Below are 23,060 nucleotides of genomic sequence, written 5' to 3'. Positions count from 1 at the left end.
ATTAAGGAATAGATCCCTCAATTTTGTCTTATCTGCCGGAGATCGGCGCGTCAGGCCGCGCGCCAGCGCAGGGCCGCGTTGTTGCCGAAGGCGCGCGTGTAGAGGGCGGTGTAGTTCGTCGCCGCCTCGCCCCAGCCGAAGCTCTTCGACATCGCGTTGCGGCGCATGGCGTTGAGGCGCCGCTTCTCGGCGAAGGTATCGAGGGCGCGGCGGACGGCGCCGACGAAGCCGCGCGCCGAGGTGTCCGAGAAGGTGAAGCCCGTGACGCCGTCCTCCACCGTGTCGGCGAGGCCGCCCGTCCGACGCACGATCGGCAGCGAGCCGAAGCGCTGGGCGTACATCTGGGCGAGGCCGCAGGGCTCGAAGCGGGAGGGCATCAGCAGGAAGTCGCTGCCCGCGAACATGCGGCGCGCGTCGGTCTCCGCGAAGCCCACATGCACGCCGACCGCCTCCGGGTGCCGGAGGGCGAGGCCCCGCAGGGCGTCCTCGAAGCGGCGCTCGCCCTGACCGATCACCACGAGCTGGCCGCCCTCGGCCACGATGGTCTCGGCGGCCTGGATCGAGAGATCGATGCCCTTCTGGTGGACGAGGCGCGAGACGATGGCGAAGAGGGGCCCCCGCGAGATCGCGAGGCCGAACTGGCGCCGCACCGACTCGGCGTTGGCGCGCTTGCCCTTCCAGTCGTCGGCCTCGAAGCGGATGGCGAGGTGCGGGTCGGTGCGCGGGTCCCAGCTCTCGTCGATGCCGTTGAGGATTCCGGTGAGGCGGCCCTGGCCGGCGCGGGTGCGCAAGAGCCCGTCGAGGCCGCAGCCGGATTCCGGCGTCGTGATCTCGCGGGCGTAGGTCTCGCTCACGGTGGTGACGTGCGAGGCGTAGTAGAGGCCGGCCTTCAGGAACGAGAGCTGCCCGTAGAACTCGACGCCGTCGATCTGGAAGGCGTGCTCGGGCACGCCGAGGCGGGCGAGGTTCTCGCGCGGGAAGAGCCCCTGGTAGGCGAGATTGTGGACCGTGAGCACGCTCGGCACCCGCACCGAGCGCCAGGCGAGGTAGGCCGGCGCCAGGGCCGCCTGCCAGTCGTTCAGGTGCAGGAGATCCGCGGCCCAGGTCGGGTCGGCCCCGAGGGCGATCTCGGCGGCGGCGAGGCCGAGGCGCGCGAAGCGCAGGTCGTTGTCGGGAAAGTCGCCGGCCGCGGTGCCGTAGGGCGTGCCGTCGCGGTCGTAGAGATCCGGGCTCAGGAGGACGTAGATGCGCAGCCCGTCGCCGGCCTCGACGAGGCCGAGATCGCAGGGCGGCACGCCGGCCTGCGCCTCGAGCCGCGCCACGACCGGGATGTCGGGGAAGGCGTCGAGCACCTGCCGGTAGCCGGGGATGAGCACGCGCACATCGAAGTGCCGGCGCAGCGCCCGGGGCAGGGCGCCCGCGACCTCGCCGAGCCCCCCGGTCTTGACGAAATCCGCCATCTCCGGCGTGGCGTAGAGGATGCGGGGCTGCAGCGAGGCGCGAAGGTCGGGGAGTGCGGCGCGGAGATCGGCGTGCGGGTTCGGCGCACCGGATCGCGGGGGGGCGACCAGACCGGCATAGGCTATCGGAGCCTCCCCACGGCGAGCCAGATGCTCCTGGCGGGCGCCCGTGCCCGCGACCGACGTCGACATCGTGAAACTTCCTTGGCGGCGCCTGTTCCGCTGCAATGCACAAGTCACGCCACGGACTCGGTTAACGTTTCCTTGAGAGCGGCGCTCTGTGGCACCGCATCGCAGCAAATGGCTCATCCTCGCAGCAGGATGAGGCCCTCGGCGGGCCCCAGCGCCACGCTGCCAGCCTCCCGCGCCCCGGCCCGGCCGGCGCGGCTCGACAGCAGCACCGTCCAGGTGCTGGCCTCGGGCAGCGGCAGGTCGTGGGCGCCGCCGCCGAAGTTCAGGATCACGCGGATCGTCGCCTCGCCCTCGCAGCGCTCGTAGGCGTAGATCTCCTCGACGCCGAGGCCCACGGTTCGGTAGCTGCCCACCGAGAGTGCGGCGTGCTCGCGGCGCAGGCCGAGCAGGCGGCGGTAGAGGGTCAGGATCGAGTCGGCGGCGTCGCACATCTCGTCGACGTTGCGCGCCGCGGCGTCTGCCGAGAGCGGCAGCCACGGCTCGACGGTGGAGAAGCCGGCGTAGGGGCCGGCGTCCCACTGCATCGGGGTGCGCTCCGGGTCGCGGCCGTGGCCCGGCTCGTTGCGCTCCCAGGGGTCCTGCACGCGCTCGGGCGGGACCGAGACGTGGTCGAGGCCGATCTCGTCGCCGTAGTAGAGGGTGGGCGTGCCGCGCAGCGTGAGCAGCAGCATCGCGGCGATGCGGGCCTGGGGCAGCCCGATCCGTGCGGCGATGCGGGGCTGGTCGTGGTTGCCGAGCACCCAATTCGGCCAGCCGCCGGGCGGCAGCGCCGCCTCGTAGTTCTCCACGAGATCGACCACCGCGTCGGCCCGCCAGGGCGTCTGGATGAGTTGGAAGTTGAAGGGCAGGTCGGCGCAGTCGAGGTCCGAGCCGTAATAGGCCACGAGCCGCTCCATCGGCAGGTAGATCTCGCCGATCAGGACCCGGTCGCCATAGGGCGCCAGCACTTGGCGCATGCCGGCGATGACCTCGAACACCTCCGGCCTGTCGGCCGAGTAGACTTGCGCGAAGCGGTTGATCTCGGGCTGGTGGGGCAGGAAATCCGGGTTCTCCGGATTGTCGCGGAAGCCCTCGTCCTTGATCAGGTGCCAGATCACGTCGACGCGGAAGCCGTCGACGCCGCGCTCCAGCCAGAAGCGGAGCACGTCGTGCATCGCGGCCCGCACGGCGGGGTTGCGCCAGTTCAGGTCCGGCTGCTCGCGCAGGAAGGCGTGGTAGTAGTACTGGCCGGTCGTCTCGTCCAAGGTCCAGGCCGGTCCGCCGAAATTGCTGAGCCAGTTGTTCGGCGGCCCGCCGTCCGGGGCGGGATCCCGCCAGATGTACCAATCGCGCCGCGGGTTCTTGCGCGAGGCGCGGGCCTCCGCGAACCAGGGATGCGCGATCGAGGAGTGGTTCGGCACGAAGTCGAGGATGACCTTGAGGCGACGGCGGTGCGCCTCGGCCACGAGGACGTCGAAATCCTCCAGCGTGCCGAAGATCGGGTCGATGCCGCAGTAATCGGCCACGTCGTAGCCGAAATCCGCCATCGGCGAGGGGTAGATCGGCGAGATCCAGAGCGCGTCGACGCCGAGCCACGCGATGTAGTCGAGGCGGCTCGTGATGCCGCGCAGGTCGCCGATCCCGTCGCCGTTCGCGTCCTGGAAGGAGCGCGGGTAGACCTGATAGACGGTGCCGCTCTTCCACCAGACCGATGGGCTGCAGACGGAACCGCTCATGCGTCGTCTCTCCTGAAGGCCGCGCCCGCCGGACCTTGCCTCATTCAGCTTCTCTTCAAGAGCGTCGCGCCAAATTGATGACGGGTTTTGCGTGCAGGCTCCTGTCTGTGTCCGTGCGGTCACAGGGCGGGGACAGGTCGCTCGTCGTCGCGGGCGGATGCTGCTCCGGCCTCTCGACAGGGCTGCCGCGCGGACTCACGATGTCAGGTTCCACGAACCGGGCCGACCACCGCCGGAAGAAGCGGGCGAGGTCCGGGGCTGGGTTCTCGCGCAAGCAGCCGCGAATGGGGGATACCACGTGCTGAACGAAGTTCTGAGCGCCTTTCAGAGGGCCGAGGACAAGGGCGCCGCAGCGTCCTCCCATCCGACCGTGCCGGCCCGGACCGCGCCGGTCCGCGCAGCCTCCGGCGACGCGGTGACCGACCTGCGCGAGGCGATCCTCGCCAAGCTCGCCTACGGAATCGGCAAGAGCCCGGCCACCGCCCGCGAGCGCGACTGGTTCGCGGCCACCGCCCTCGCCCTGCGCGACCGCATCGTCGACGCCTGCGTCCAGGCCGGCGAGCCGGTGCCGAACAAGCGCGTCTACTATCTCTCCCTCGAATTCCTGATCGGGCGCCTCCTGTCGGACGCCATGAACAACCTCGGCCTCGTGGAGACGACCCGTGCGGCGCTGGCCGAGCTCGGCGTCGATCTCGGCACGGTCGAGGGTGCGGAGCCGGACGCCGCGCTCGGCAACGGCGGCCTCGGTCGGCTCGCCGCCTGCTTCATGGAGAGCATGGCGAGCCTGGGGCTGCCGGCGATCGGCTACGGCATCCGCTACGACCACGGCCTGTTCCGGCAGTCGCTGGAGGACGGCTGGCAGCGCGAGGCGCCCGAGACCTGGCTCGCGGAGGGCAACCCCTGGGAGTTCGTGCGGCCCGAGGCCACCTACACCGTGGGCTTCGGCGGGCACGTCACCATGTCGGCGGTCTCCGAGGGCGTGATCCGGCGGCAGTGGCACCCGGTCGAGACGGTGCGCGCCGTCGCCCACGACGTCCCGGTGGTGGGCTGGCGCGGCAGCCACGTCAACATCCTGCGCCTCTGGAAGGCGGAGGCCGAGGCGCCGGTGGATCTCGGCCAGTTCAACGGCGGCGACCACGTCGGCGCCGTGGCGAGCCGCGCCCGCGCCGAGGCGATCTCGCGGGTGCTCTACCCGAGCGATTCCTCGATGGCCGGCCAGGAACTGCGCTTGCGCCAGGAGTACTTCTTCACCTCCGCATCGCTGCAGGACCTGCTGCGCCGGCACGTGGCGGAGCGGGGCGACGTGCGCAGCCTGCACGACCACGCCGCGATCCAGCTCAACGATACGCACCCGGCCATCGCCGTGCCGGAGCTGATGCGCCTCCTCCTCGAGGATCATCACCTGAGCTGGGAGGACGCCTGGCACGTCACCAGCAACACGCTGAACTACACGAACCACACCCTCCTGCCCGAGGCCCTGGAGACCTGGCCGGTGGAGCTGATGGAGCGGCTGCTGCCGCGCCACATGCAGATCATCTACCTGATCAACTGGATGCACCTCGAGGAGCAGGGCAAGCAGGGCAACCACGACGCGGCCCATCTCGCGGCCGTCTCCCTCATCGACGAGAGCCACGGCCGGCGCGTGCGCATGGGCCATCTCGCCTTCCACGGGGCGCGGCGCGTCAACGGCGTCTCGGCGCTGCACACGGAGCTGATGCGCTCCACCGTGTTCCGCGACCTGCACGCGCTGGAGCCCGAGAAGATCGTCAACAAGACGAACGGCATCACCTTCCGGCGCTGGCTCCACAACGCCAATCCGGGCCTGACGCGCCTCGCCGTCGAGGCGGTGGGCGAGCGGGTGCTCGACGATCCGGAGGCTCTGCGCGGCCTCGAAGCCTTCGCGGGCGACGCCGGCTTCGTGTCGCGCTACGCCGCCATGCGCCGGGGCCGCAAGGAGGCGCTGGCGCAGATCGTGGCCGACCGCACGGGCATCGACATCGACCCGGCCGCTCTGTTCGACGTGCAGGTGAAGCGAATCCACGAGTACAAGCGCCAGCTCCTCAACGTCATCGAGACGGTGGCGCTCTACCAGGCGATCAAGGCGGAGCCGCACCGGGACTGGACGCCGCGGGTCAAGATCTTCGGCGGCAAGGCGGCGCCGAGCTACACTCAGGCCAAGCTGATCATCAAGCTCGCCTGCGACGTGGCCAAGGCCGTCAACGACGATCCCGAGGTGGCCGACCGCCTCAAGGTCGTGTACCTGCCGAACTACTCGGTGAGCCTCGCCGAGGCGATCATCCCGGCCGCCGACCTCTCCGAGCAGATCTCGACCGCCGGCATGGAGGCGTCGGGCACCGGCAACATGAAGTTCGCGCTGAACGGCGCGCTCACGGTCGGCACGCTCGACGGCGCCAACATCGAGATCCGCCAGCATGTCGGCCCGGAGAACATCTTCATCTTCGGCCTCGACGCGGCCGGGGTGCAGGCCCGCTCGGCCGTGCCGAACTACGCCCGCGACGCGATCTGGGCCTCCCCGCGCCTCGCCGCGGCCCTCGACATGATCGCCTCCGGCCGATTCTCGCCCGAGGAGCCGTCCCGGTTCCGGCCGATCGTGGACGACCTGCGCCACCGCGACCAGTACCTGCTCACCGCCGATTTCGACGATTACTGGCGGGCGCAGCGCGAGATCGACGCCGCCTTCAACGACCCGGCCGGCTGGTGGCGCAAGGCGATCCTCAACACCGCCCGGATGGGCTGGTTCTCCTCCGACCGCTCGATGCGGGAATACGCCGAGGAGATCTGGCGGGTGAAGCTCGGCTGAGGCGGAGGGCCGCGCGCCACCGCCCGCGCGCGGGCTTCAGTGCAGGGTCCGGTCCACCAGGGCGAGCCCGTCCGCGGCGATCTTCCGGCCGACCAGGTAGAGGGCCGTCCGGATCAGCATGTCGACGGCAGGGTCGCCGTAGGCCGCGCTGTGCTCGCAGGCGTAGCCGAGGCCGACCACCATCGCCTCGACAGGCTCGGCCGACCGCGTGACGAACAGGGTCCCGAGCATTTCCCGGGCCGCCACCTGTTTCGCCTCGGCGCGTGCGGCGAGATCCCGGGAGTCCTGCGCGGTCGCGCGGAGCGTCTCGGCGAGATCCCGCAATTCCTCCGCCAGGATGCGGGTCCGTCTGGCTTCCGAGCAATCGAACGGCATGCGGAGGCTCCCCTCGGCGGCCCGGAAGGGTGCCCCGGCCCGAGGGCGGGGTCAATCGCGCGTGACCGATCGCGGCCCGCTCACGGGTCCGGCACGAGCACCGGGTAGCAGCGGGCGCCCGCGGCGGCGGCGAGCACCTCCACCGCGCCGACCGTCGAGGCGGAGCCCGCCACGTGCACCACGTCCGTGGTGCGCAGCTGCGGCACGTGCGCGGTGAGGGGGCCGGGGCGGACGTCCGGCGGCCGCTGGCGGCTGCGGTCGGCCACGAGGGTGACACGCCCGATGCCGGTGGCGCGCAGCCAGTCGAGGGCCGGGCGCATGTAGAGATCGAGCGGGTCGCGGGCGCCGACGAGGACGGCCATGTCCCGGGCCGGCTCGATGTAGCGGGCCGCCCGCGCCACGGACCAGATCGGCCCGAAGCCGGGCCCGTCCGAGACGAGGATCAGGCGCCCGCCGCCGGGCCGGTACTGGGCGCGCCCGACAGGCCCACGCACCTTCACGGCAGCGCCGACGGCCGCCGCGGCGAGGCCCGGCGCCGCCGGGTCGTGGGGAAGGTGGAACACGAGCTCGTTCAGCTCCGCCGAGCCGTCGACGCGCAGGGTCGGGCACAGGGTCAGCGGCTCGAAGCCCTCGACCGCGAGGACGACCTGGTGGCCCGGCTCCAGCGGCAGGCGCCGCGTCACGGTGACGACCATCTCGGCCACGTGCGGCGAGAGGGTACGGACCTGCGAGACCGCGCCCGTGCGCTTGACGGCGGCGACGACCCTCGCCTCCGGCAGCACGATCGCGGGCTGAGGCCGGGGAAGCGGCAGCTTCGTCATGTCGGGGCGGTGGCCGCGACCCGGCACGCGGCGCGGCGCCGGCTGGGAAGCCTGACCGGGCGCGGCGGCACCGTGCACCCCTTGGGCGGGTGCGATCATCCCCTCGGCGAGCGCGGCCTCCAGCGGCGTGTCGCCGGTGGAGACGCGCACGGACTTGCCGTTGACGACGAGTGAGCAGCGGGCGCTCATGGTCGTCTCCTGAATGTTGAGCAGCGGGTGCGGATCAGCGCGGGGCGTTGAGGAGCCCGTCGACAAGCGTCGCCCAGCGGTCGCGCACGGCCCGGGCCTCGTCGCCGACCGGCTCGGGCCCGGCGACGCGGTGAACCGTCTCGCGCAGTTTGGCGGTCTCGCGGCGCTCGGCCTCCAGCACCGCCTTCATCACGGTCATCTCGGCTCGCAGGCGGGCGAGGTCCGCATCCTCCTCCGGAGCGTCGTCGGCCGCCGGCGGCGGCACGGGCGAGGAAGCCAGCCGCGCCACGTCGAGGCGGATCGGCCGAGCGATCAGCCGCCGCACGACATCGGACCCGCCGCCATCCCGTATCCGCCGCGCCGCATCGGCCATCACGCGTCTCCCACAGGGCCGGGCCCCGAGAGCGGGAGCCACGACCGAACGCGATCAGTCTTGTCCATTCATGGTTAAGGGAGGTTTAAATGCATTGTCGAAGACGCCTGTCGGCGCGGCTCGAAAGTTCCGCGAGCCGGCAAAAATAAATCGTCGCCGCGCCGGGCGGGAACCCGCGAACGTCGTTGACGCGATGCGACCCCCGCCGCATCCTGACTTGGCCGCACCGGTTCGTTCTCGCCCGTGCGGCGGGGCGCGAGCGCCGGCAGCCGGGACCGGCCCGACCTTACCGCACGACACGGACCGAGCGACGGCTCGCTCAGGCGCAGGCTTGGGGGCGATCGATGTTGACTGGCCGGCGAGTCCTCATCGTCGAGGACGAGATCCTGATCGCGATGGAGCTGATGGACATCGTCGAGGACGTGAACGGGCAGGTGCTGGGCCCCGTGCGCACGAACCGCGACGCGATCCGCATCATCGAGCAGGAGCGCCTCGACGCGGCGATCCTCGATCTCAACCTCGCCGACGGCGAGGCCACGCCCGCAGCCAACCGGCTGATCGCGGCGCGCGTGCCGATCCTCGTCTGCACGGCCGGCGTGCTGCCCCGGGAGATGCGGCTCGCCTGGCCGGACCTGCCGATCCAGCGCAAGCCCGTGGAAGCCCGCCGCCTCGTCGCGGCCCTGGCCACGCTCTGTGAGCGCGCGCCGGCCTAGCTCACGGCTCCATCCCCTCTTCAGGCGGCTTCCGGCGCCGCGCCGACGAGCTGGCGGGCCTGGTGCATCGTCATCGGCTCGCCGAAGGCGTAGCCCTGCGCGTACTCGCAGCCGAGCTCGGCCAGCGCCTGCGCGTCGGCCTCCGATTCCGCACCCTCGGCCACGATGGCGAGGCCGAGCTCGGTCGCCATCTTGACGATCGAGCGCAGGATCACGCTCTTGCCGGACGCTATCTGCCGCACGAAGGACTGGTCGATCTTGATCGTGTCGAAGGGGAAGCGCTGCAGGTAGGACAGGGACGAGTAGCCCGTGCCGAAATCGTCGAGCGAGAGGCCCGCGCCGAGGTCGTGGATGCGGGCGAGCATCTGGGCGGCGTATTCCGGGTTCTCCATCACGAGGCTCTCGGTGAGCTCGAGCTTGAGCGAGCCCGGCAGCACGCCCGAGCGGGCCAGCACCGTCTTCACGTCGTGCAGGAGGTCGTGGCGCAGGAGCTGGCGCGAGGAGACGTTGACGCTGGCGAAGATCGGCGGCTCCACGTCGAGGGAGCGCTGCCAGGCGGCGAGTTCGAGCGCCGTCCGCTCCATCGCGAAGATGCCGAGATTGACGATGAAGCCGCTCTCCTCGGCGATCGGGATGAAGGTCGAGGGCGGGATGCGGCCGAGCTTCGGGTGGTCCCAGCGCAGCAGAGCCTCGAAGCCCGCCACGGTGCGGTCCTCCAGGCGGACGATCGGCTGGAACAGCACCTTGATCTCGTTGCGCTCGATCGCCCGGCGCAGGTCGCTCTCCAGCATCAGCCGGTCCGAGCGCTCGTTGCGCATGTGGGCGCGGAACACCTCGATGCGGTCGCCGCCGCCGCGCTTGGCCTGGACCATGGCGATCTCGGCGTTCTTGAAGACCTCGTCCCGCTTCAGCGCCGCCCCGGTCTCGTGGAGCGCGATGCCGAGCGAGACGGTGAGGAAGATCTCGCGGTCCGCGTAGGTGATCGGGGTCGCGATGGCCCGGCGGATCATCTCGGCGAAGGCGAGGATCCGGTCGGGATCGCGCTCCGAGACGAGGATCACGGCGAACTCGTCGCCCGCCACGCGCGCCAGCGTGTCCTGCGGGCGCAGGAGCCGCCCGAGGCGGCGCGACAGGGTGAGCAAGATCGAGTCGCCGGCCGAGAGCCCGATCGCGTCGTTGATCGCCTTGAACCGGTCGATGTCGAGGACGATCACGGTCGGCTTCAGGCGCGGGTCCTGGCCCGCGAAGGCGAGCGCGGCGTCGAGCCGGTCGCCGAACAGCTCGCGGTTCGGCAGGCCGGTGAGGCTGTCGTGCACGGCATCGTGCAGGAGCCGCTCCTCGGCGGTCTTCAGCTCGGTCACGTCGGCGATGGTGCCGACGATGCGGATCACCTCGCCGTCCGAGCCGATCACCGGCCGGGCCTTGAGCCGGTACCAGAAATAGGCGCCCGAGGCGGCGCGCAGGCGGAAATCGTGGACGATGCGGCCGCGCCGCTCCTCGATCACGGTGTCGAGGGCCGCCGAGTAGCGCTCGATGTCGAAGGGGTGGAGGAGGTTGAGCCAGTTGGCGGCGGGCCCTTCGAGCGCCCCGCGCTTCAGGCCGAGCTGGCCCTCGATCTCCTGCCCGGCGAAGACGCGGTCGCCCGGCACGTCCCAGTCGAACACCACGTCGCCGGCGCCGGTGAGCGCCAGGGCCCGGCGCTCGGTATCGGAGACGAGGGCGTGGGTGAGGCCGCCGCCCGCGAAGGCGTGCTGCATCACCGTGAAGCCGATCAGCATCACGACGAGGACGAGGCCGCCGATGAGGGCCGGCTGCACGAGGTCCGAGCCAATCTGCCCCGTGATGGCGAAGCCCGCCGCCACCACCCAGACGAGGAGCAGCGCCCAGGTCGGCACGAGAAGGATGGCGCGGTCGTAGCCGTTATGCGCGGCGAGGTAGACGATGAGGAGGAGGCCGACCCCCGCCACCGCCGCGATCGAGATGCGGGCGACGCCCGCCGCCACCGGCGGGTCGAACACCGCGAGCCCGACGAGCCCCGCCAGGAAGGCCAGCCAGAAGAAGGCGACGTGGCTGTAGCGCACGTGCCAGCGGGCCAGGTTGAGATAGGCGAACAGGAAGACGAGGAGCGTGGCCCCGAGGATCGCCTCGGCGGAGGCCCGGTAGACCCGCTCGGCCACCTCGGTGACGGGGAAGATCCGCTGCAGGAAGCCGAAATCGATGCACGCGTAGGCGAGCACCGCCCAGGCGAGGGCGGCCGCGGCGGGGAAGATGATCGCGCCCTTGACCACGAAGATGATCGTCAGGAACAGGGCGAGCAGGCCCGCGATGCCGATGATGATCCCCTTGTAGAGGGTCAGGCCGGTCGACTTCTTGCGATAGGCCTCCTGGTCCCAGAGGTAGACCTGCGGGATGTTCGGTCCCCGGAGCTCGGCCACGAAGGTCACCGTGGTGCCGGGGTCGAGGGTGATGACGAACTGGTCGGCCTCCGGGTTCTCGTCGCGCTCCGGGCGGATGCCCTGGCTCGCCGTGATCGCGGCGATGCGCGAGCCGCCGAGGTCCGGCCAGATCACGCCCGAGCCGACGAGGCGGAAATGCGGGGCGACGAGGAGCCGGTCGATCTGCTCGTCGGTGTCGTTGGTGAGCGCGAAGACCATCCAGTCGGGGCGCGCGCCGGCATCCCGCGCCTTCACCACGATGCGGCGGACGATCCCGTCCTTGCCGGGCGCCGTCGAGATCTGGATCAGGTCGCCGTCCGAGCGGTAGCGCTCGATCATGGGCGTCAGGTCGATCACCGGCGCGTCGAGGGTGACCCGCACCGCCTCCACGGCACGCGCGGAGGGGGTCAGGACCAGCGATCCGACGAGGGCCGTGACGAGGGCGGCGAGAACGGTGGCGAGGATGCGCAACGGGCGAGAGTTCCGGCCGGGCGGCGGCGACGAGACGGCTCAGGTTTCGGGCAGTGGTAGAGGCGGGCCGATCCGCGGGCAAGGCGCGGGAGCCCTGCCGGGAGAGGGCGCCCACCGCTTCCTGCCGCGACACCGGGCCGAGTCGATCGCGCGCTTTTGCGGCCAAAACAAGTTGGGGACGGGGCGCCCGCGCCGCGGACGCGCCTCTTCGCGCCCGCGACGGACGGGGCGGCTCAGGCCGCCCTGAGCTGCGCGGCGACCTGATCGAGCCGCGGCAGCTTGCCGATCGGGCCGATCGCGGCGAGGGTCGGCGCGCCGTGGAGCAGGGCGCGGCCGGCGGCGCGCACGTCCTCGACCGTGACCGCGTCGACCTTGGCGATCACCTCTTCCGAGGGGATCACCCGGCCCCAGGCGAGGAGCTGGCGGGCATTGCGCTCGATGCGCCCGCCCGGCGTCTCGAGCGCCGTGAGCAGGGCCACCTTGAGCTGCGCCTTGGCCCGGGCGAGCTCGGCCGCGTCGATGTCGCGGCTCGCCCGCACGGTGGACTCGAGCGTCACCTCCACGAGTTGCGGCAGGTCGCGGGCGGAGGTGCCCGCGCCGATGCCGAACAGGCCGCAATCCGAGAAGGGCCAGTGGAAGGCCTGGATCTCGTAGGCGAGGCCGCGGGTCTCCCGCACCTCGTGCCAGAGGCGCGAGGTCAGGCCGCCGCCGAGCACCTGCGCGAAGATGTGCAACGCGTAGTAGCCGTCGTCGCGGAAGGAGAGGCCGGGCAGGCCGAGGACGAGGTTGGCCTGCTCCAGGCGCCGCTGCAGGCGCCGCTCGCCGCCGCCGTAGATGCCGGGCACGGTCTCGGGGGCGGAAGCGGCGGCAAGGCCGCCGAAATGCCGCTCGGCCGCCGCCACGATCTCCTCGTGCTCGACGGCGCCGGCCGCCGCCAGCACCATCCGGTCCGGCGTGTACTCGCGGGCGAGATATCCCTCGATCGCCCCCCGGTCGAAGCGCGTGATCGTCTCGGGCCGGCCGAGGATCGGGCGGCCGATCGGCTGGTCGGGGAAGGCAGCCTCGGTGAAGGCGTCGTAGACCACGTCGTCGGGCGTATCCTCGACGGCGGCGTATTCCTGGAGGATCACGCCCTTCTCGCGGGCGAGTTCGTCCGCGTCGAAGACCGAGTTCGTCAAGATGTCGCCGATCACGTCGAGGGCGACGCCAGCATCCTCGCCGAGCACCCGGGCCGTGTAGCTCGTGCTCTCGGCGCTGGTGGCGGCGTTGATCTCGCCGCCGACGTTCTCGATGTCCTCGGCGATCACCCGGGCCGAGCGGCTGCGCGTGCCCTTGAAGGCCATGTGCTCGAGGAGGTGGCTGAGACCGTGCTCGTCGGCGCGCTCGTGGCGGGAGCCCGCGCCGACCCAGACCCCGAGCGTCGCGGTGGCGACTCCGGGCATCGCCTCGGTGGTGACCGTGAGGCCGTTGGGCAGGCGGCTGATCTTCAGGTCCGGCGAGGCCCCGTGTGTCGCGAAATGGCGGTTCATCGCTCAGGCGCCCCGGGTGATGCGGGCGCGCTCGCGGATGAAGGCCTCGACCGCCGCCTGCTCGTTGGGCACCCGCGCCACGCGCTCGGGCCGGTCCATGAGGTCGGCGAGGTGCGGCGGCAGGGCCGGACGGCCGGCACCGGTCGCCTTCACGACGGCGTCGGGGAACTTCGCGGCGTGGGCCGTGGCGAGCGCCACGACGGGGGTGGCGCGGTCCTTCTCCAGCAGCCGGCGGCCTGCGCGCACGCCGATGGCGCTGTGGGGGTCGAGCACCACGCCCGTGGCCGCGTAGGTCTTGGCGATCTCGTCCGCCACGTCGGGCTCCGGAACCGCGACCGCGTCGAACTCGGAGCGGACCTTGCCGAGCACCGCCTCGTCGAGGCTGAAGCCGCCCGACTGCTTGAGGCCCGCCATCAGGCGGCTCAGCGTCGAGGCGTCCCGCTCCAGCGCCTCGAACAGCAGCCGCTCGAAGTTCGAGGAGATCTGGATGTCCATCGAGGGCGACGTGGTGGGCTCGACGCCGCGGACCTCGTAGGCGCCGTGCTCGAGCGTGCGGGCCAGGATGTCGTTGGCGTTGGTGCCGATCATCAGGCGCTTGATCGGGAGGCCCATGCGCTTGGCGACCCAGCCGGCGAGAATGTCGCCGAAATTGCCGGTCGGCACCGAGAAGGAGACCGGCCGATGGGGCGCGCCGAGGGCCACCGCGCTCGTGAAGTAGTAGACGGCCTGCGCCGCGACGCGGGCCCAGTTGATCGAGTTGACGCCGGACAGCCGCACCGAGTCGGCGAAGTCGGCGTGCTGGAACATCGCCTTCACGATGCTCTGGCAATCGTCGAAGGTGCCGTCGATGGCGATGGCGTGGACGTTGGCGTCCGGCACCGAGGTCATCTGGCGCCGCTGCACCTCCGAGACCCGGCCGTGCGGGAAGAGCACGAAGACGTCGACCTGATCGAGCCCGCGGAACGCCTCGACCGCCGCGGAGCCGGTGTCGCCGGAGGTCGCGCCGACGATGGTGGCGCGCGCCCCGCGGGCGCGCAGCACGTGGTCCATCAGCCGCCCGAGGAGCTGCATCGCCACGTCCTTGAAGGCGAGCGTCGGGCCGTGGAAGAGCTCCAGCAGGAACAGGTTGTCGTCGAGCTGCGTCAGCGGGCAGACCGCGGGGTGGCGGAAGCTGGCGTAGGCGGCCTCGATCATCGAATCGAGCGCGGCGTCCTCGATCTCGCCGTCGATCAGGGGGCGCAGGACGCGCTTGGCCGCGTCCGCGTAGCGCGCCCCGGCGAGCCCCGCGATCTCGGCCTCGGGGATCCGCGGCCAGCTCTCGGGCACGTAGAGGCCGCCGTCGCGGGCGAGGCCGGCGAGGAGGGCATCGGAGAACGAGAGCGGCGCGGCCGCGCCGCGGGTCGAGACGTGAAGCAAAGGGGCCTCCGGAGAAGGCGCTCCCTCTACACGAAGCGGGCGCCCCTGTCGAAGCCGGCCTGCGTCCGGGCGCGCGTCACAGCGAGGTGCCCGGCTCCTTCGTCAGCCGGCAGCCGGTGATGCGCCACTCGCCGTCCGCCTGACGCTGCAGGCTGTAGGCCGCCTTCCAGTCCACGCCGTAGGAATCCTGGATCGCGACCTCCTGCGAGAGGCCGTTCTCGCCCTCCGCGCGAGCCTCGCCGAACACGAAGCGGCGGTGGCGGTAGATCGCGCCGTAATTGGTCCGCACCATGCCGATGAAGACGTCCGGGGTGGGGAACAGGGCCTGGATCGAGGGGGCGGCGAGCGCGTAGGCCGCGGGGGCATCGTCGCGCCCGAGCGCCTCGACCTGCCGGCTGATCGCGGCGCGGGCCGCCTCCCGCGCGCCCTCGTCGGCCGCGAGGGCGGGCAGGGCGAGGGCCGCGAGGACGAGGCAGACGATCGCGCGCATCGGGGCACTCCGCTCCGGATGAGAGGAGTGTAAGGCGCCTTCCGCCCGCGGCAAGCCGGCCTCAGGCCGGCCTCGCGCCGTCCTTCACCCGCCGCCACGCGTAGACCGAGAAGACGCCGACGAGGCAGGCCGCGATGCCGAACCACGTGAACGCGTATTGCAGGTGGTTGTTCGGCAGGTCGACGCGCAGCTGCCCGCCCCGCGGCCAGCTCGTCTGTCCCGCCACCGCATCGGCCTCGACGAGGTAGGGCGCGGCGTCCGCGATGCCGCGGGAGGCGGCGATGCCCGCCACGTCCCGGTTGAACCACTCGCCGCGGGCCGGGTCGGGCGCGGGCACGAACATGGCGCGCGGCTCGCTCGCGCGCAGGATGCCGGTGACGCTGGTCTCGCCCTCGACGAGGCCGTCCTTCCGGTCCTCCGGCCGCTTCAGCTCGGTCGGGACGAAGCCGCGGTTGACGAGGATGGTGCCGCCGTCGTCGCGCACGAGGGGCGTGATCACATAGTAGCCCTGGAGCGCCCGGCCCGGCGTGTCGCCCGGCGCGAGCCCGTGGACCAGCGTCTCGAGGTCGTTGCGGAAACGCCCGCCGACCCGCACGTGCCGGAACTCGTCGCGGGCGGCGTCCCACGCCGCGGGGGCGGGCGGGGGGACCGGCTCTGCCCTCGAGCGGGCGATGATCCGCGCGATCAGCGCCTCCTTCTCGGTCTTGCGGGCGATCTGCCACGAGCCGAGGCCGAGCAGGATCGCGAGCGCGACGAGGGAGGCGAGGCCCGGCGCGAGGAGGTCGCGCCAGGCGCTCCGGGGCGCGGCGGCGGCATGCGTCACTGGCGGAAGCGGCCCTCCTCGGCCTTGTTGGCGAATTGCAGGGCGATCAGCATGCCCTTGAGGGGGCGAACCAGCAGCAGGCTGAGGCCGATCGAGAGCGAGCCCGCCACCAGGGCGTGAACCCAGATCGGCGGCTCGTAGGTGACCTCGAGGAACAGGGCGAGCCCGACGACGATGAGGCCGACGATGGACATCACGAAGAAGGCCGGCCCGTCGGCGGAATCGAAGCTCGAATAGTCGAGGCCGCAGGCCTCGCAGGACAGACGGAGCGCCAAAAAGCCCTGGAACAGGTGGCCCTCGCCGCAGCGGGGGCAGCGGCCGCGCAGACCCGTGGGTATGGGCGGCGGCAGGGTATGGGTTCGGTCCAAGATCATTCCTCGGTCGCTCTGCCGCGCGGCAGCCGCGCAGGATCGTCCCCCGTCCGGCGATATGGGCATTCGCGCGCCGGCGCGCATGAAAAAGGGCGGCTCGCGCCGCCCTTCCGTTGCATGCCGTGCATGCGGTCCGGGATCAGTGCGCGGCGTGGCCGACGCCCGAGCCCCAGACGTAGATCGCGGCGAACAGGAACAGCCAGACCACGTCGACGAAGTGCCAGTACCAGGCGGCGAACTCGAAGCCGAGGTGCTGCTGGGGCGTGAACTGGCCCGCGTAGGCCCGGAACAGGCAGACCGCGAGGAAGATCGTGCCGATGATCACGTGCGCGCCGTGGAAGCCCGTCGCCATGAAGAAGGTCGACGAGTAGATGCTGCCCGAGAAGCCGAAGTGGGCGTGGCTGTACTCGTAGGCCTGGCAGGCGGTGAACAGGACGCCAAGGATGATCGTCAGCCAGAGGCCGTACTTCAGGCCCTTGCGGTCGCCGTGCAGGAGGGCGTGGTGCGCCCAGGTCACGGTGGTGCCCGAGGTGAGCAGGATCAGCGTGTTCAGGAGCGGCAGGTGCCAGGGGTCGAACGCCTCGATGCCCTTCGGCGGCCAGACGCCGCCCGTGAAGTCGACGCGGGTCGCCTGGATCGGGTCGGCGGTGTAGAGGGCGGCCTCGAAATAGGCCCAGAACCACGCGACGAAGAACATCACCTCGGAGGCGATGAACATCATCATGCCGTAGCGGTGATGGAGCTGGACGACACGGGTGTGGTCGCCCGAGTTCGCCTCGTGGACGACGTCCTTCCACCACGAGAACATGGTGTAGAGCACGCCGATCGTGCCGGCGCCGAAGATGTAGGGGCCGACGGCGAGATTCCCGATCGAGAGGCTCTTCATCCAGAAGACGGCGCCGAAGGCCATCAGGAAGCCGGACGTGGCGCCGATGAGCGGCCAGGGGCTCGGATTGAGAATGTGATAGTCGTGATTCTTGGCGTGCGCCTCGGCCATCTCTCGCTCTCTCCTACCCCCGGCCCTTCGCCGTTCCCGGCCTAGGCCCTTGTTGTCGCGACCCGGAGGGTGGAACTCGCCCAACCCTCAAGCTTGGAACCCATTATGTGCGCGGCGCGCCCTTGTCACGCACGCGCTCAGAAATTCGACTTCTTCCCCGTGTCGCCCGTCGTCGCAAGCGCGGCCGTGGCCGGTGCGCCGTTCTTCGAGGCGAAATAGGTGTAGGAGAGCGTCATCTCGGAGAGATGGCTCGTGTTGGAATCCTGGCGCATGGCCGGGTCGATGTAGAACACCACCGGGAAGTCCATGGTCTCGCCGGGCTGGAGCGTCTGCTCCTTGAAGCAGAAGCACTCGACCTTGACGAAGTAGCCGCCCATCAGGCCCGGCTGCACGTTGAAGGTCGCGATGCCGGTCGAGGGCGCCGAGCCCGTGTTCTTGGCCTGGAAGAACACCGTGGTGGTCTCGCCGAGCCGCGCCTCGACCTTGCGCGTCTCCGCCCGGAACGCCCAGGGCAGCCCGGCGCTCACGTTCGTGTCGAAGCGCACGATCATGCTGTCGTCGGCGTGCGCGCCAGAGGCTGACGCCCGCGGGGCGGCCCCCTGGATCGGCGTGCCGTCGAAGCCCGTCGCCTTGCAGAAGGCGTCGTAGAGCGGGACCGACGCGAAGGCGAGCCCGGTCATGCCCGCGACGAGGCCGGCGCAGGCGAGCGCCGTGCGGTTGGCCTTCCGGTTCGGGTTGCTGCGCGGGTCGGACATGGCTTCCGGGGTCTGGGTTAGAGCGGCCGGTTCAGGACCTGCGGCCCGAGCTTGGCGATGGTCAGCACGAAGAAGATCAGGACCATGGCGCCGAGCGCGAGGGCGATGGCGACGGAGCGCTTGCGGCGGCGGCGCTCCTCCTCCTCGGTCAGCGGCCGATAGCCGGGCAGGGGATCTTTCATCGCGATCTCAGACGAACATCACGGGCCGGAACAGGCCCAGGCCCTGCTCGGCGAGGAGCGCCGAGAAGAGCAGGAAGAGGTAGAGGATCGAGAAGGCGAACATGCCCATGGCCGAGCGCTTCTCGGCCTCGCCCTCGCGGTGGCGGAAGACCTGGACGCTGAAGGCCAGCATGCCGAGGCCGCCGAGGAGGCCGACCACCGCGTAGATGAGGCCGCCGAAGCCGAGAACGACCGGGGCGAGGCCGAGGGGGGCGAGCGCCAGCGTGTAGTAGACGATCTGGCGGCGCGTCGATTGCGGGCCGGCCACGTTCGGCATCATCGGGATGCCGGCCTTGGCGTACTCGCCGGCCTTGACGAGGGCGAGCGCCCAGAAGTGGGGCGGCGTCCAGATGAAGATGATCAGGAACAGCACCATCGACTCGATGCCGACGCTGCCCGAGACCACCGCCTGGCCGATCACCGGGGGCAGGGCGCCCGCGGCGCCGCCGATGACGATGTTCTGCGGCGTCGCGCGCTTCAGCCACATCGAGTAGATCACGGCGTAGAAGACGATCGTGAAGGCGAGGAGCCCCGCCGCGAGCCAGTTGGCGGCGAGCCCCAGGATCAGCACGGAGCCCACCGACAGGGTCAGGCCGAAGGCCAGGGCCTCGCCGGGCTGGATGCGCCCGTCCGGGATCGGGCGCTTGGCCGTGCGGGTCATCACCGCGTCGATGTCGGCGTCCCACCACATGTTGAGGCAGCCCGAGGCGCCCGCGCCCACCGCGATCATCAGGAGCGAGATCGCGCCGACCGCCGGGTTCACGTGGCCGTGCGAGACGACCATGCCGACGAGGGCGGTGAAGATCACGAGGACCATCACGCGGGGCTTCAGCAGGGCGAAGTAGTCCGGCACGTCGCCGCCGACGATCGAGGGGGCGGGGGCGAAGCCCGGCGCCTCGGCTCCGACCGGCAGGGTATTCGTGAGGCTCGTCATGGTGCTCGCGGGTCTCGGTTCAGGTGGCTCGCATCGCGCCGTTCTCGGCGCCGCCCCTTGCCGGATACCCTCTCGAAGCGGGGCGGTTGAGGGTATCCGGGAAAGAGCGAGGACCGCCGGGGCGGTCCTCGCGAGGGTCTCGACGGGTCGGGATCCCGACCGTCAGTGGTGGCCCGGCTCGTCGACGATGCGGGGCAGCGTCTCGAACTGGTGGAAGGGCGGCGGCGAGGACAGGGTCCATTCCAGCGTCGTCGCACCCTCGCCCCACGGGTTGTCCGCGGCGCGGGTCTTCGAGCGGAAGGCGAGAACGACGCCGATCACGAAGACGATCATGCCGAGCGCGAAGATGTGCCCGCCCCAGGTGGCGACCTTGTGCCAGCCGGCGAAGGCCTCCGGGTAGTCGGCGTAGCGGCGCGGCATGCCGGCGAGGCCCAGGAAGTGCATCGGGAAGAACAGGACGTTCGCGCCGATGAAGGCCAGCCAGAAGTGCAGCTTGCCGGCCCACTCGGGGATGACGTGGCCGGTCATCTTCGGGAACCAGTAGTAGACGCCCGCGAAGATGATGAACACGGCGCCGAGCGAGAGCACGTAGTGGAAGTGCGCCACGACGTAGTAGGTGTCGTGCAGGTACTTGTCGACCGCCGAGTTCGCCAGCACGACGCCGGTGACGCCGCCGACCGTGAACAGGAAGATGAAGCCGACCGCCCAGTGCATGGCGGCGGTGAAGCGGATCGAGCCGCCCCACATCGTCGCGATCCACGAGAAGATCTTCACGCCGGTGGGCACCGCGATGACCATCGTGGCGAAGACGAAGTAGGACTGCGTCTGCAGCGAGAGGCCGACCGTGTACATGTGGTGGGCCCACACCACGAAGCCGACGACGCCGATCGCGACCATCGCGTAGGCCATCGCGAGATAGCCGAAGACGGGCTTGCGCGAGAACGTGGCGATGATGTGGGAGACGATGCCGAAGGCCGGCAGGATCATGATGTACACTTCGGGGTGACCGAAGAACCAGAACAGGTGCTGGTAGAGGATCGGGTCACCGCCGCCGGCCGGGTCGAAGAACGTCGTGCCGAAGTTGCGGTCGGTCAGCAGCATCGTGATCGCGCCGGCGAGGACCGGGAGCGACAGGAGCAGCAGGAAGGCGGTGACGAGCTCGGCCCAGGCGAAGAGCGGCATCTTGTGCAGCGTCATGCCCGGGGCGCGCATGTTGAGGATCGTCGTGATGAAGTTGATCGCGCCGAGGATCGAGCCCGCGCCCGACAGGTGCAGGGCGAAGATCGCGAAGTCGACGGCCGGGCCGGGATGGCCGACGGTCGAGAGCGGCGGGTAGACGGTCCAGCCCGTGCCGGCGCCGGACGCGCCGGGCGCGCCCTCGACGAAGAGCGAGCAGAGCAGGCTCATGAAGCCCGCCACGGTGAGCCAGAACGAGATGTTGTTCATGCGCGGGAACGCCATGTCCGGCGCACCGATCATGAGGGGCACGAACCAGTTGCCGAAGCCGCCGATCAGCGCCGGCATCACCATGAAGAACACCATGATGAGGCCGTGGCCGGTCACGAACACGTTGTAGGTGGCCGGGTTGGAGAAGTACTGCAGGCCGGGCTCCTCCATCTCCATGCGGATGCCGAAGGAGAGGAACGCGCCGATGATGCCGGCGCTGAAGGCGAACAGCAGGTAGAGCGTGCCAATGTCCTTGTGGTTCGTGGAGAGGAACCAGCGGGCGAAGAAGCTTGGCTTGTGATCGGCGTGGGCGTCATGCCCCGCATGTGCTGCGGCGGTAGCCATCGATGCTGACCTTGTTCGTTTCTCGTAATCTCTCGAAGGGTTGCGGTCGGTGCCGGCCGGGCCGGCTCCGACGAGGCCGGGCCGTTAGCGGGCGTCGGCGAGCTTCGAACCGTCGTCGATGCGGGCGAACTTCGTCTTCGCCTCGGTGAGCCACTGGGCGTAGGCCTCGTCGCTCACCACGCGGACGGTGATCGGCATGTAGGCGTGGCGCTGCCCGCAGAGCTCGGAGCACTGGCCGTGGTAGGTGCCCTCGCGATCCGCCTTGAACCAGAACTGGTTGAGGCGGCCGGGCACGGCGTCGATCTTGAAGCCGAAGGAGGGGACGGCCCAGGAGTGGAGCACGTCGGCGGCGGTGACCTGGACCTTCACGATCTTGTTCACCGGCACGACCATGTCGTTGTCGGTCCCGAGGAGCTTGGGCATCTTCTCCTCGTCCAGGTTGGCGTCGAAGGTGAAGCCGCCGCCCTGGTCGGCCGGGTACTCGTAGGACCAGTACCAGGCGTGGCCGATGACCTTCACGATCACGTCGGCCTTCGGGTCGGAGAGCTGGGTGCGCAGCAGGCGGAAGGAGGGGATCGCCACCGCCACCAGGATCAGGACCGGGACGATCGTCCAGGCCACCTCGATCATGGTGTTGTGCGTGGTCTTGGAGGGGACCGGGTTCGCCTTCTCGCTGAACTTGAAGATGCAGTAGAGGATCAGCGCCAGCACGAACAGCGAGATGCCGAGCGAGAGCCAGTGCAGGCCGACCTCGAAGTGCAGGATGTCGCGGGCGTTCTCCGTGACCGGCACCTGACGGTCCATCTGCCAGGGCTCCGGCTGGCCGATCCCGGCCGCGAGCGCCGAGGACGAGGCCAGGATGGCGCCGAGCGCGGCGAGCCCCCATGTTGAGCGAGTGTGCGTCTTCGCCGTCCGCATGTGCCTTCCCGTGGCTCCCCTGGCTTGACCTTATTGGTCGACCGCCTGCGCCCCGATTGGTTCGGGATCGCGGCGGCGCTGTCATGACATGGCAGGACGCCTCCGGGCCCGTGGCCCCGGCCGGCTTCCGACCGCGGTGTCAGACCACAAGGAACGTCAAGGTGCAACCGCAACAGCGTCGCATCGGCTGTTTTCTTAAGTCCGGTTCCAGACTTTCGGCGCCCGTTCGGCCCCTCGGCGCGGGCGGCCCTGCGGCGGGCAGGACACGGCGTCGCACGCGGGCACCGGGCGCGGCGGAGCGGGCGGGGCGGAAGCGATCCCCTCGCCCATTCGGGCGGCGGCGTTGCTATATATCCGGCACACTCAGCGATCCCGGCGGACCCGCATGCAGCACAGTCAGATCGACGACGGCGACGTCCGCGAGGACGCCCCGCCCGCCACGGCGACCCGCGTCCCCACCCAGGTCATCGCCTACGAGGACGCGCAGCCCCGCGACGACGCGCGGCCGCTCGCCGTCGAGACGCCGGTGAACCTCGTCTACGGCAGCGTGCCCTACGCCGTGATGATGACGAGCCCCTCCGACCTCGAGGATTTCGCCTACGGGTTCAGCCTGACGGAGGGGATCGTCGAGGCCGCGGACGAGATCCGCTCCGCCCGGGTCGAGGCCGGGGAGGGCGGCCTTCGCCTCCTCGTCGACCTCGTGCCGGGGCGCCTGAGGGAGCACCTCGCCCGCAAGCGCGCCATCAGCGGGCGCACGGGATGCGGCGTGTGCGGGATCGACGATCTCGCCGCGCTCCCCCTGGCGGAGCCGAAGCAGGCGCCGCGCACGCGGGTCTCGATGCGGGCGATCAGCGCCGCGCTCGCGGCGCTCGGGCCGGCCCAGACGCTCAACCGCGAGACGCGGGCCGTGCACGCCGCCGCCTGGGCGCGGCTCGACGGGAGCCTCGTCGCGGTCCGCGAGGATGTCGGCCGTCACAACGCCCTCGACAAGCTGATCGGGGCGCTGATCCGGGCCGGCACCGACCCGGCGGACGGCTTCCTCGTCATCACGAGCCGCTGCTCGTTCGAGATGGTGGAGAAGGCGGCCCGCCTCGGGGCCGCCGTGCTCGTGGCGATCTCGGCGCCGACCTCGCTCGCCCTCGACCGGGCGAAGCTCCACGGCATGACCATGTGCGCCATCGCCCGCTCGGACACGCTGACGGTCTTCAACCGCCCCGAGCGGCTGATCCTCGAAGGGGCCTGACGGCGCC

At 70.8% G+C, this 23,060-nt stretch carries 20 protein-coding genes; 3 read left to right on the top strand and 17 right to left on the bottom strand.

Going from position 1 to position 23,060, the window contains the following annotated elements:
- Positions 1 to 50: 50 nt before the first annotated feature.
- On the bottom strand, positions 51 to 1,652 hold the full coding sequence (gene glgA, locus MOX02_RS03230) for a glycogen synthase GlgA (RefSeq protein ID WP_147024287.1): 1,602 nt from the start codon (positions 1,650 to 1,652) through the stop codon (positions 51 to 53).
- Between the two features lie 113 nt (positions 1,653 to 1,765).
- On the bottom strand, positions 1,766 to 3,367 hold the full coding sequence (locus tag MOX02_RS03225) for an alpha-amylase family glycosyl hydrolase (protein ID WP_147024286.1): 1,602 nt from the start codon (positions 3,365 to 3,367) through the stop codon (positions 1,766 to 1,768).
- A 298-nt stretch (positions 3,368 to 3,665) separates the two neighbouring features.
- On the opposite strand from MOX02_RS03225, the gene MOX02_RS03220 reads away from it, so the two are divergent.
- Positions 3,666 to 6,188, top strand: coding sequence for a glycogen/starch/alpha-glucan phosphorylase (locus MOX02_RS03220; RefSeq protein ID WP_147024285.1), 2,523 nt, complete (start codon positions 3,666 to 3,668; stop codon positions 6,186 to 6,188).
- Positions 6,189 to 6,224: 36 nt separating this feature from the next.
- Here the strand turns inward: MOX02_RS03220 and MOX02_RS03215 are convergent, their stop codons facing one another.
- The 3 genes from MOX02_RS03215 to MOX02_RS03205 form a co-directional block, all read right to left on the bottom strand.
- A complete protein-coding gene (locus MOX02_RS03215; RefSeq protein ID WP_147024284.1) occupies positions 6,225 to 6,563 on the bottom strand; it encodes a hypothetical protein in 339 nt (112 codons plus the stop codon).
- Between the two features lie 80 nt (positions 6,564 to 6,643).
- Positions 6,644 to 7,573, bottom strand: a complete 930-nt coding sequence (locus MOX02_RS03210) for a ferredoxin reductase domain-containing protein (protein WP_147024283.1) — start codon at positions 7,571 to 7,573, stop codon at positions 6,644 to 6,646.
- A gap of 34 nt (positions 7,574 to 7,607) precedes the next feature.
- Positions 7,608 to 7,946, bottom strand: a complete 339-nt coding sequence (locus MOX02_RS03205; RefSeq protein ID WP_147024282.1) for a hypothetical protein — start codon at positions 7,944 to 7,946, stop codon at positions 7,608 to 7,610.
- 344 nt (positions 7,947 to 8,290) lie between these two features.
- On the opposite strand from MOX02_RS03205, the gene MOX02_RS03200 reads away from it, so the two are divergent.
- Positions 8,291 to 8,659, top strand: coding sequence for a response regulator (locus tag MOX02_RS03200; protein WP_147024281.1), 369 nt, complete (start codon positions 8,291 to 8,293; stop codon positions 8,657 to 8,659).
- 20 nt (positions 8,660 to 8,679) lie between these two features.
- Here MOX02_RS03200 and MOX02_RS03195 read toward each other — a convergent pair whose 3' ends face one another.
- The 12 genes from MOX02_RS03195 to coxB form a co-directional block, all read right to left on the bottom strand.
- Positions 8,680 to 11,565, bottom strand: a complete 2,886-nt coding sequence (locus MOX02_RS03195) for an EAL domain-containing protein (RefSeq protein ID WP_147024280.1) — start codon at positions 11,563 to 11,565, stop codon at positions 8,680 to 8,682.
- Between the two features lie 233 nt (positions 11,566 to 11,798).
- Positions 11,799 to 13,094 (bottom strand): M16 family metallopeptidase, encoded by a 1,296-nt coding sequence (locus MOX02_RS03190; RefSeq protein ID WP_147024279.1) that lies wholly within the window; start codon positions 13,092 to 13,094, stop codon positions 11,799 to 11,801.
- A 3-nt stretch (positions 13,095 to 13,097) separates the two neighbouring features.
- Positions 13,098 to 14,510, bottom strand: coding sequence for a threonine synthase (gene thrC / locus MOX02_RS03185; protein ID WP_147024278.1), 1,413 nt, complete (start codon positions 14,508 to 14,510; stop codon positions 13,098 to 13,100).
- Positions 14,511 to 14,586: 76 nt separating this feature from the next.
- Positions 14,587 to 15,000 carry a DUF4864 domain-containing protein gene (locus tag MOX02_RS03180; protein WP_147024277.1) on the bottom strand — a complete coding sequence of 138 codons (414 nt, stop codon included), beginning with the start codon at positions 14,998 to 15,000 and terminating at the stop codon, positions 14,587 to 14,589.
- Between the two features lie 61 nt (positions 15,001 to 15,061).
- Positions 15,062 to 15,823: an SURF1 family protein gene (locus tag MOX02_RS03175; protein WP_147024276.1), complete on the bottom strand. Its 762-nt coding sequence runs from the start codon at positions 15,821 to 15,823 to the stop codon at positions 15,062 to 15,064.
- Positions 15,820 to 16,197, bottom strand: a complete 378-nt coding sequence (locus tag MOX02_RS03170) for a DUF983 domain-containing protein (protein WP_147024275.1) — start codon at positions 16,195 to 16,197, stop codon at positions 15,820 to 15,822. Before MOX02_RS03170 ends, MOX02_RS03175 begins: the two co-directional genes overlap by 4 nt.
- A gap of 136 nt (positions 16,198 to 16,333) precedes the next feature.
- Entirely contained in the window at positions 16,334 to 17,191 is an 858-nt protein-coding gene (locus MOX02_RS03165) for a cytochrome c oxidase subunit 3 (RefSeq protein ID WP_147024274.1), read from the bottom strand.
- A gap of 137 nt (positions 17,192 to 17,328) precedes the next feature.
- Entirely contained in the window at positions 17,329 to 17,946 is a 618-nt protein-coding gene (locus MOX02_RS03160) for a cytochrome c oxidase assembly protein (RefSeq protein ID WP_147024273.1), read from the bottom strand.
- Positions 17,947 to 17,963: 17 nt separating this feature from the next.
- The gene (locus MOX02_RS30950) at positions 17,964 to 18,128 is read right to left on the bottom strand and encodes a cytochrome c oxidase system small membrane protein (protein ID WP_170267635.1); all 165 of its coding nucleotides are present in this window, start codon (positions 18,126 to 18,128) and stop codon (positions 17,964 to 17,966) included.
- 7 nt (positions 18,129 to 18,135) lie between these two features.
- Positions 18,136 to 19,101: a heme o synthase gene (locus MOX02_RS03155; RefSeq protein WP_147024272.1), complete on the bottom strand. Its 966-nt coding sequence runs from the start codon at positions 19,099 to 19,101 to the stop codon at positions 18,136 to 18,138.
- A 162-nt stretch (positions 19,102 to 19,263) separates the two neighbouring features.
- Positions 19,264 to 20,892 carry a cytochrome c oxidase subunit I gene (gene ctaD / locus MOX02_RS03150; RefSeq protein WP_147024271.1) on the bottom strand — a complete coding sequence of 543 codons (1,629 nt, stop codon included), beginning with the start codon at positions 20,890 to 20,892 and terminating at the stop codon, positions 19,264 to 19,266.
- Positions 20,893 to 20,976: 84 nt separating this feature from the next.
- Entirely contained in the window at positions 20,977 to 21,810 is an 834-nt protein-coding gene (gene coxB / locus MOX02_RS03145; protein ID WP_147024270.1) for a cytochrome c oxidase subunit II, read from the bottom strand.
- A gap of 385 nt (positions 21,811 to 22,195) precedes the next feature.
- On the opposite strand from coxB, the gene fdhD reads away from it, so the two are divergent.
- Entirely contained in the window at positions 22,196 to 23,053 is an 858-nt protein-coding gene (gene fdhD / locus MOX02_RS03140) for a formate dehydrogenase accessory sulfurtransferase FdhD (protein WP_147024269.1), read from the top strand.
- Positions 23,054 to 23,060 lie beyond the last annotated feature (7 nt).

It is taken from the genome of Methylobacterium oxalidis, assembly GCF_007992195.1.
GTDB lineage: Bacteria > Pseudomonadota > Alphaproteobacteria > Rhizobiales > Beijerinckiaceae > Methylobacterium > Methylobacterium oxalidis.
Note: the sequence above shows the minus strand (reverse complement) of the source record. Positions and strands in the feature narration are given on the sequence as shown.

Coding starts and splice junctions, on each gene's coding strand:
- glgA (WP_147024287.1), bottom strand. CDS start 1,652: ATGTCGACGTCGGTCGCGGGCACGGGCGCCCGCCAGGAGCATCTGGCT.
- MOX02_RS03225 (WP_147024286.1), bottom strand. CDS start 3,367: ATGAGCGGTTCCGTCTGCAGCCCATCGGTCTGGTGGAAGAGCGGCACC.
- MOX02_RS03215 (WP_147024284.1), bottom strand. CDS start 6,563: ATGCCGTTCGATTGCTCGGAAGCCAGACGGACCCGCATCCTGGCGGAG.
- MOX02_RS03210 (WP_147024283.1), bottom strand. CDS start 7,573: ATGAGCGCCCGCTGCTCACTCGTCGTCAACGGCAAGTCCGTGCGCGTC.
- MOX02_RS03205 (WP_147024282.1), bottom strand. CDS start 7,946: ATGGCCGATGCGGCGCGGCGGATACGGGATGGCGGCGGGTCCGATGTC.
- MOX02_RS03200 (WP_147024281.1), top strand. CDS start 8,291: ATGTTGACTGGCCGGCGAGTCCTCATCGTCGAGGACGAGATCCTGATC.
- MOX02_RS03190 (WP_147024279.1), bottom strand. CDS start 13,094: ATGAACCGCCATTTCGCGACACACGGGGCCTCGCCGGACCTGAAGATC.
- MOX02_RS03180 (WP_147024277.1), bottom strand. CDS start 15,000: ATGCGCGCGATCGTCTGCCTCGTCCTCGCGGCCCTCGCCCTGCCCGCC.
- MOX02_RS03170 (WP_147024275.1), bottom strand. CDS start 16,197: ATGATCTTGGACCGAACCCATACCCTGCCGCCGCCCATACCCACGGGT.
- MOX02_RS03165 (WP_147024274.1), bottom strand. CDS start 17,191: ATGGCCGAGGCGCACGCCAAGAATCACGACTATCACATTCTCAATCCG.
- MOX02_RS03160 (WP_147024273.1), bottom strand. CDS start 17,946: ATGTCCGACCCGCGCAGCAACCCGAACCGGAAGGCCAACCGCACGGCG.
- MOX02_RS30950 (WP_170267635.1), bottom strand. CDS start 18,128: ATGAAAGATCCCCTGCCCGGCTATCGGCCGCTGACCGAGGAGGAGGAG.
- MOX02_RS03155 (WP_147024272.1), bottom strand. CDS start 19,101: ATGACGAGCCTCACGAATACCCTGCCGGTCGGAGCCGAGGCGCCGGGC.
- ctaD (WP_147024271.1), bottom strand. CDS start 20,892: ATGGCTACCGCCGCAGCACATGCGGGGCATGACGCCCACGCCGATCAC.
- coxB (WP_147024270.1), bottom strand. CDS start 21,810: ATGCGGACGGCGAAGACGCACACTCGCTCAACATGGGGGCTCGCCGCG.
- fdhD (WP_147024269.1), top strand. CDS start 22,196: ATGCAGCACAGTCAGATCGACGACGGCGACGTCCGCGAGGACGCCCCG.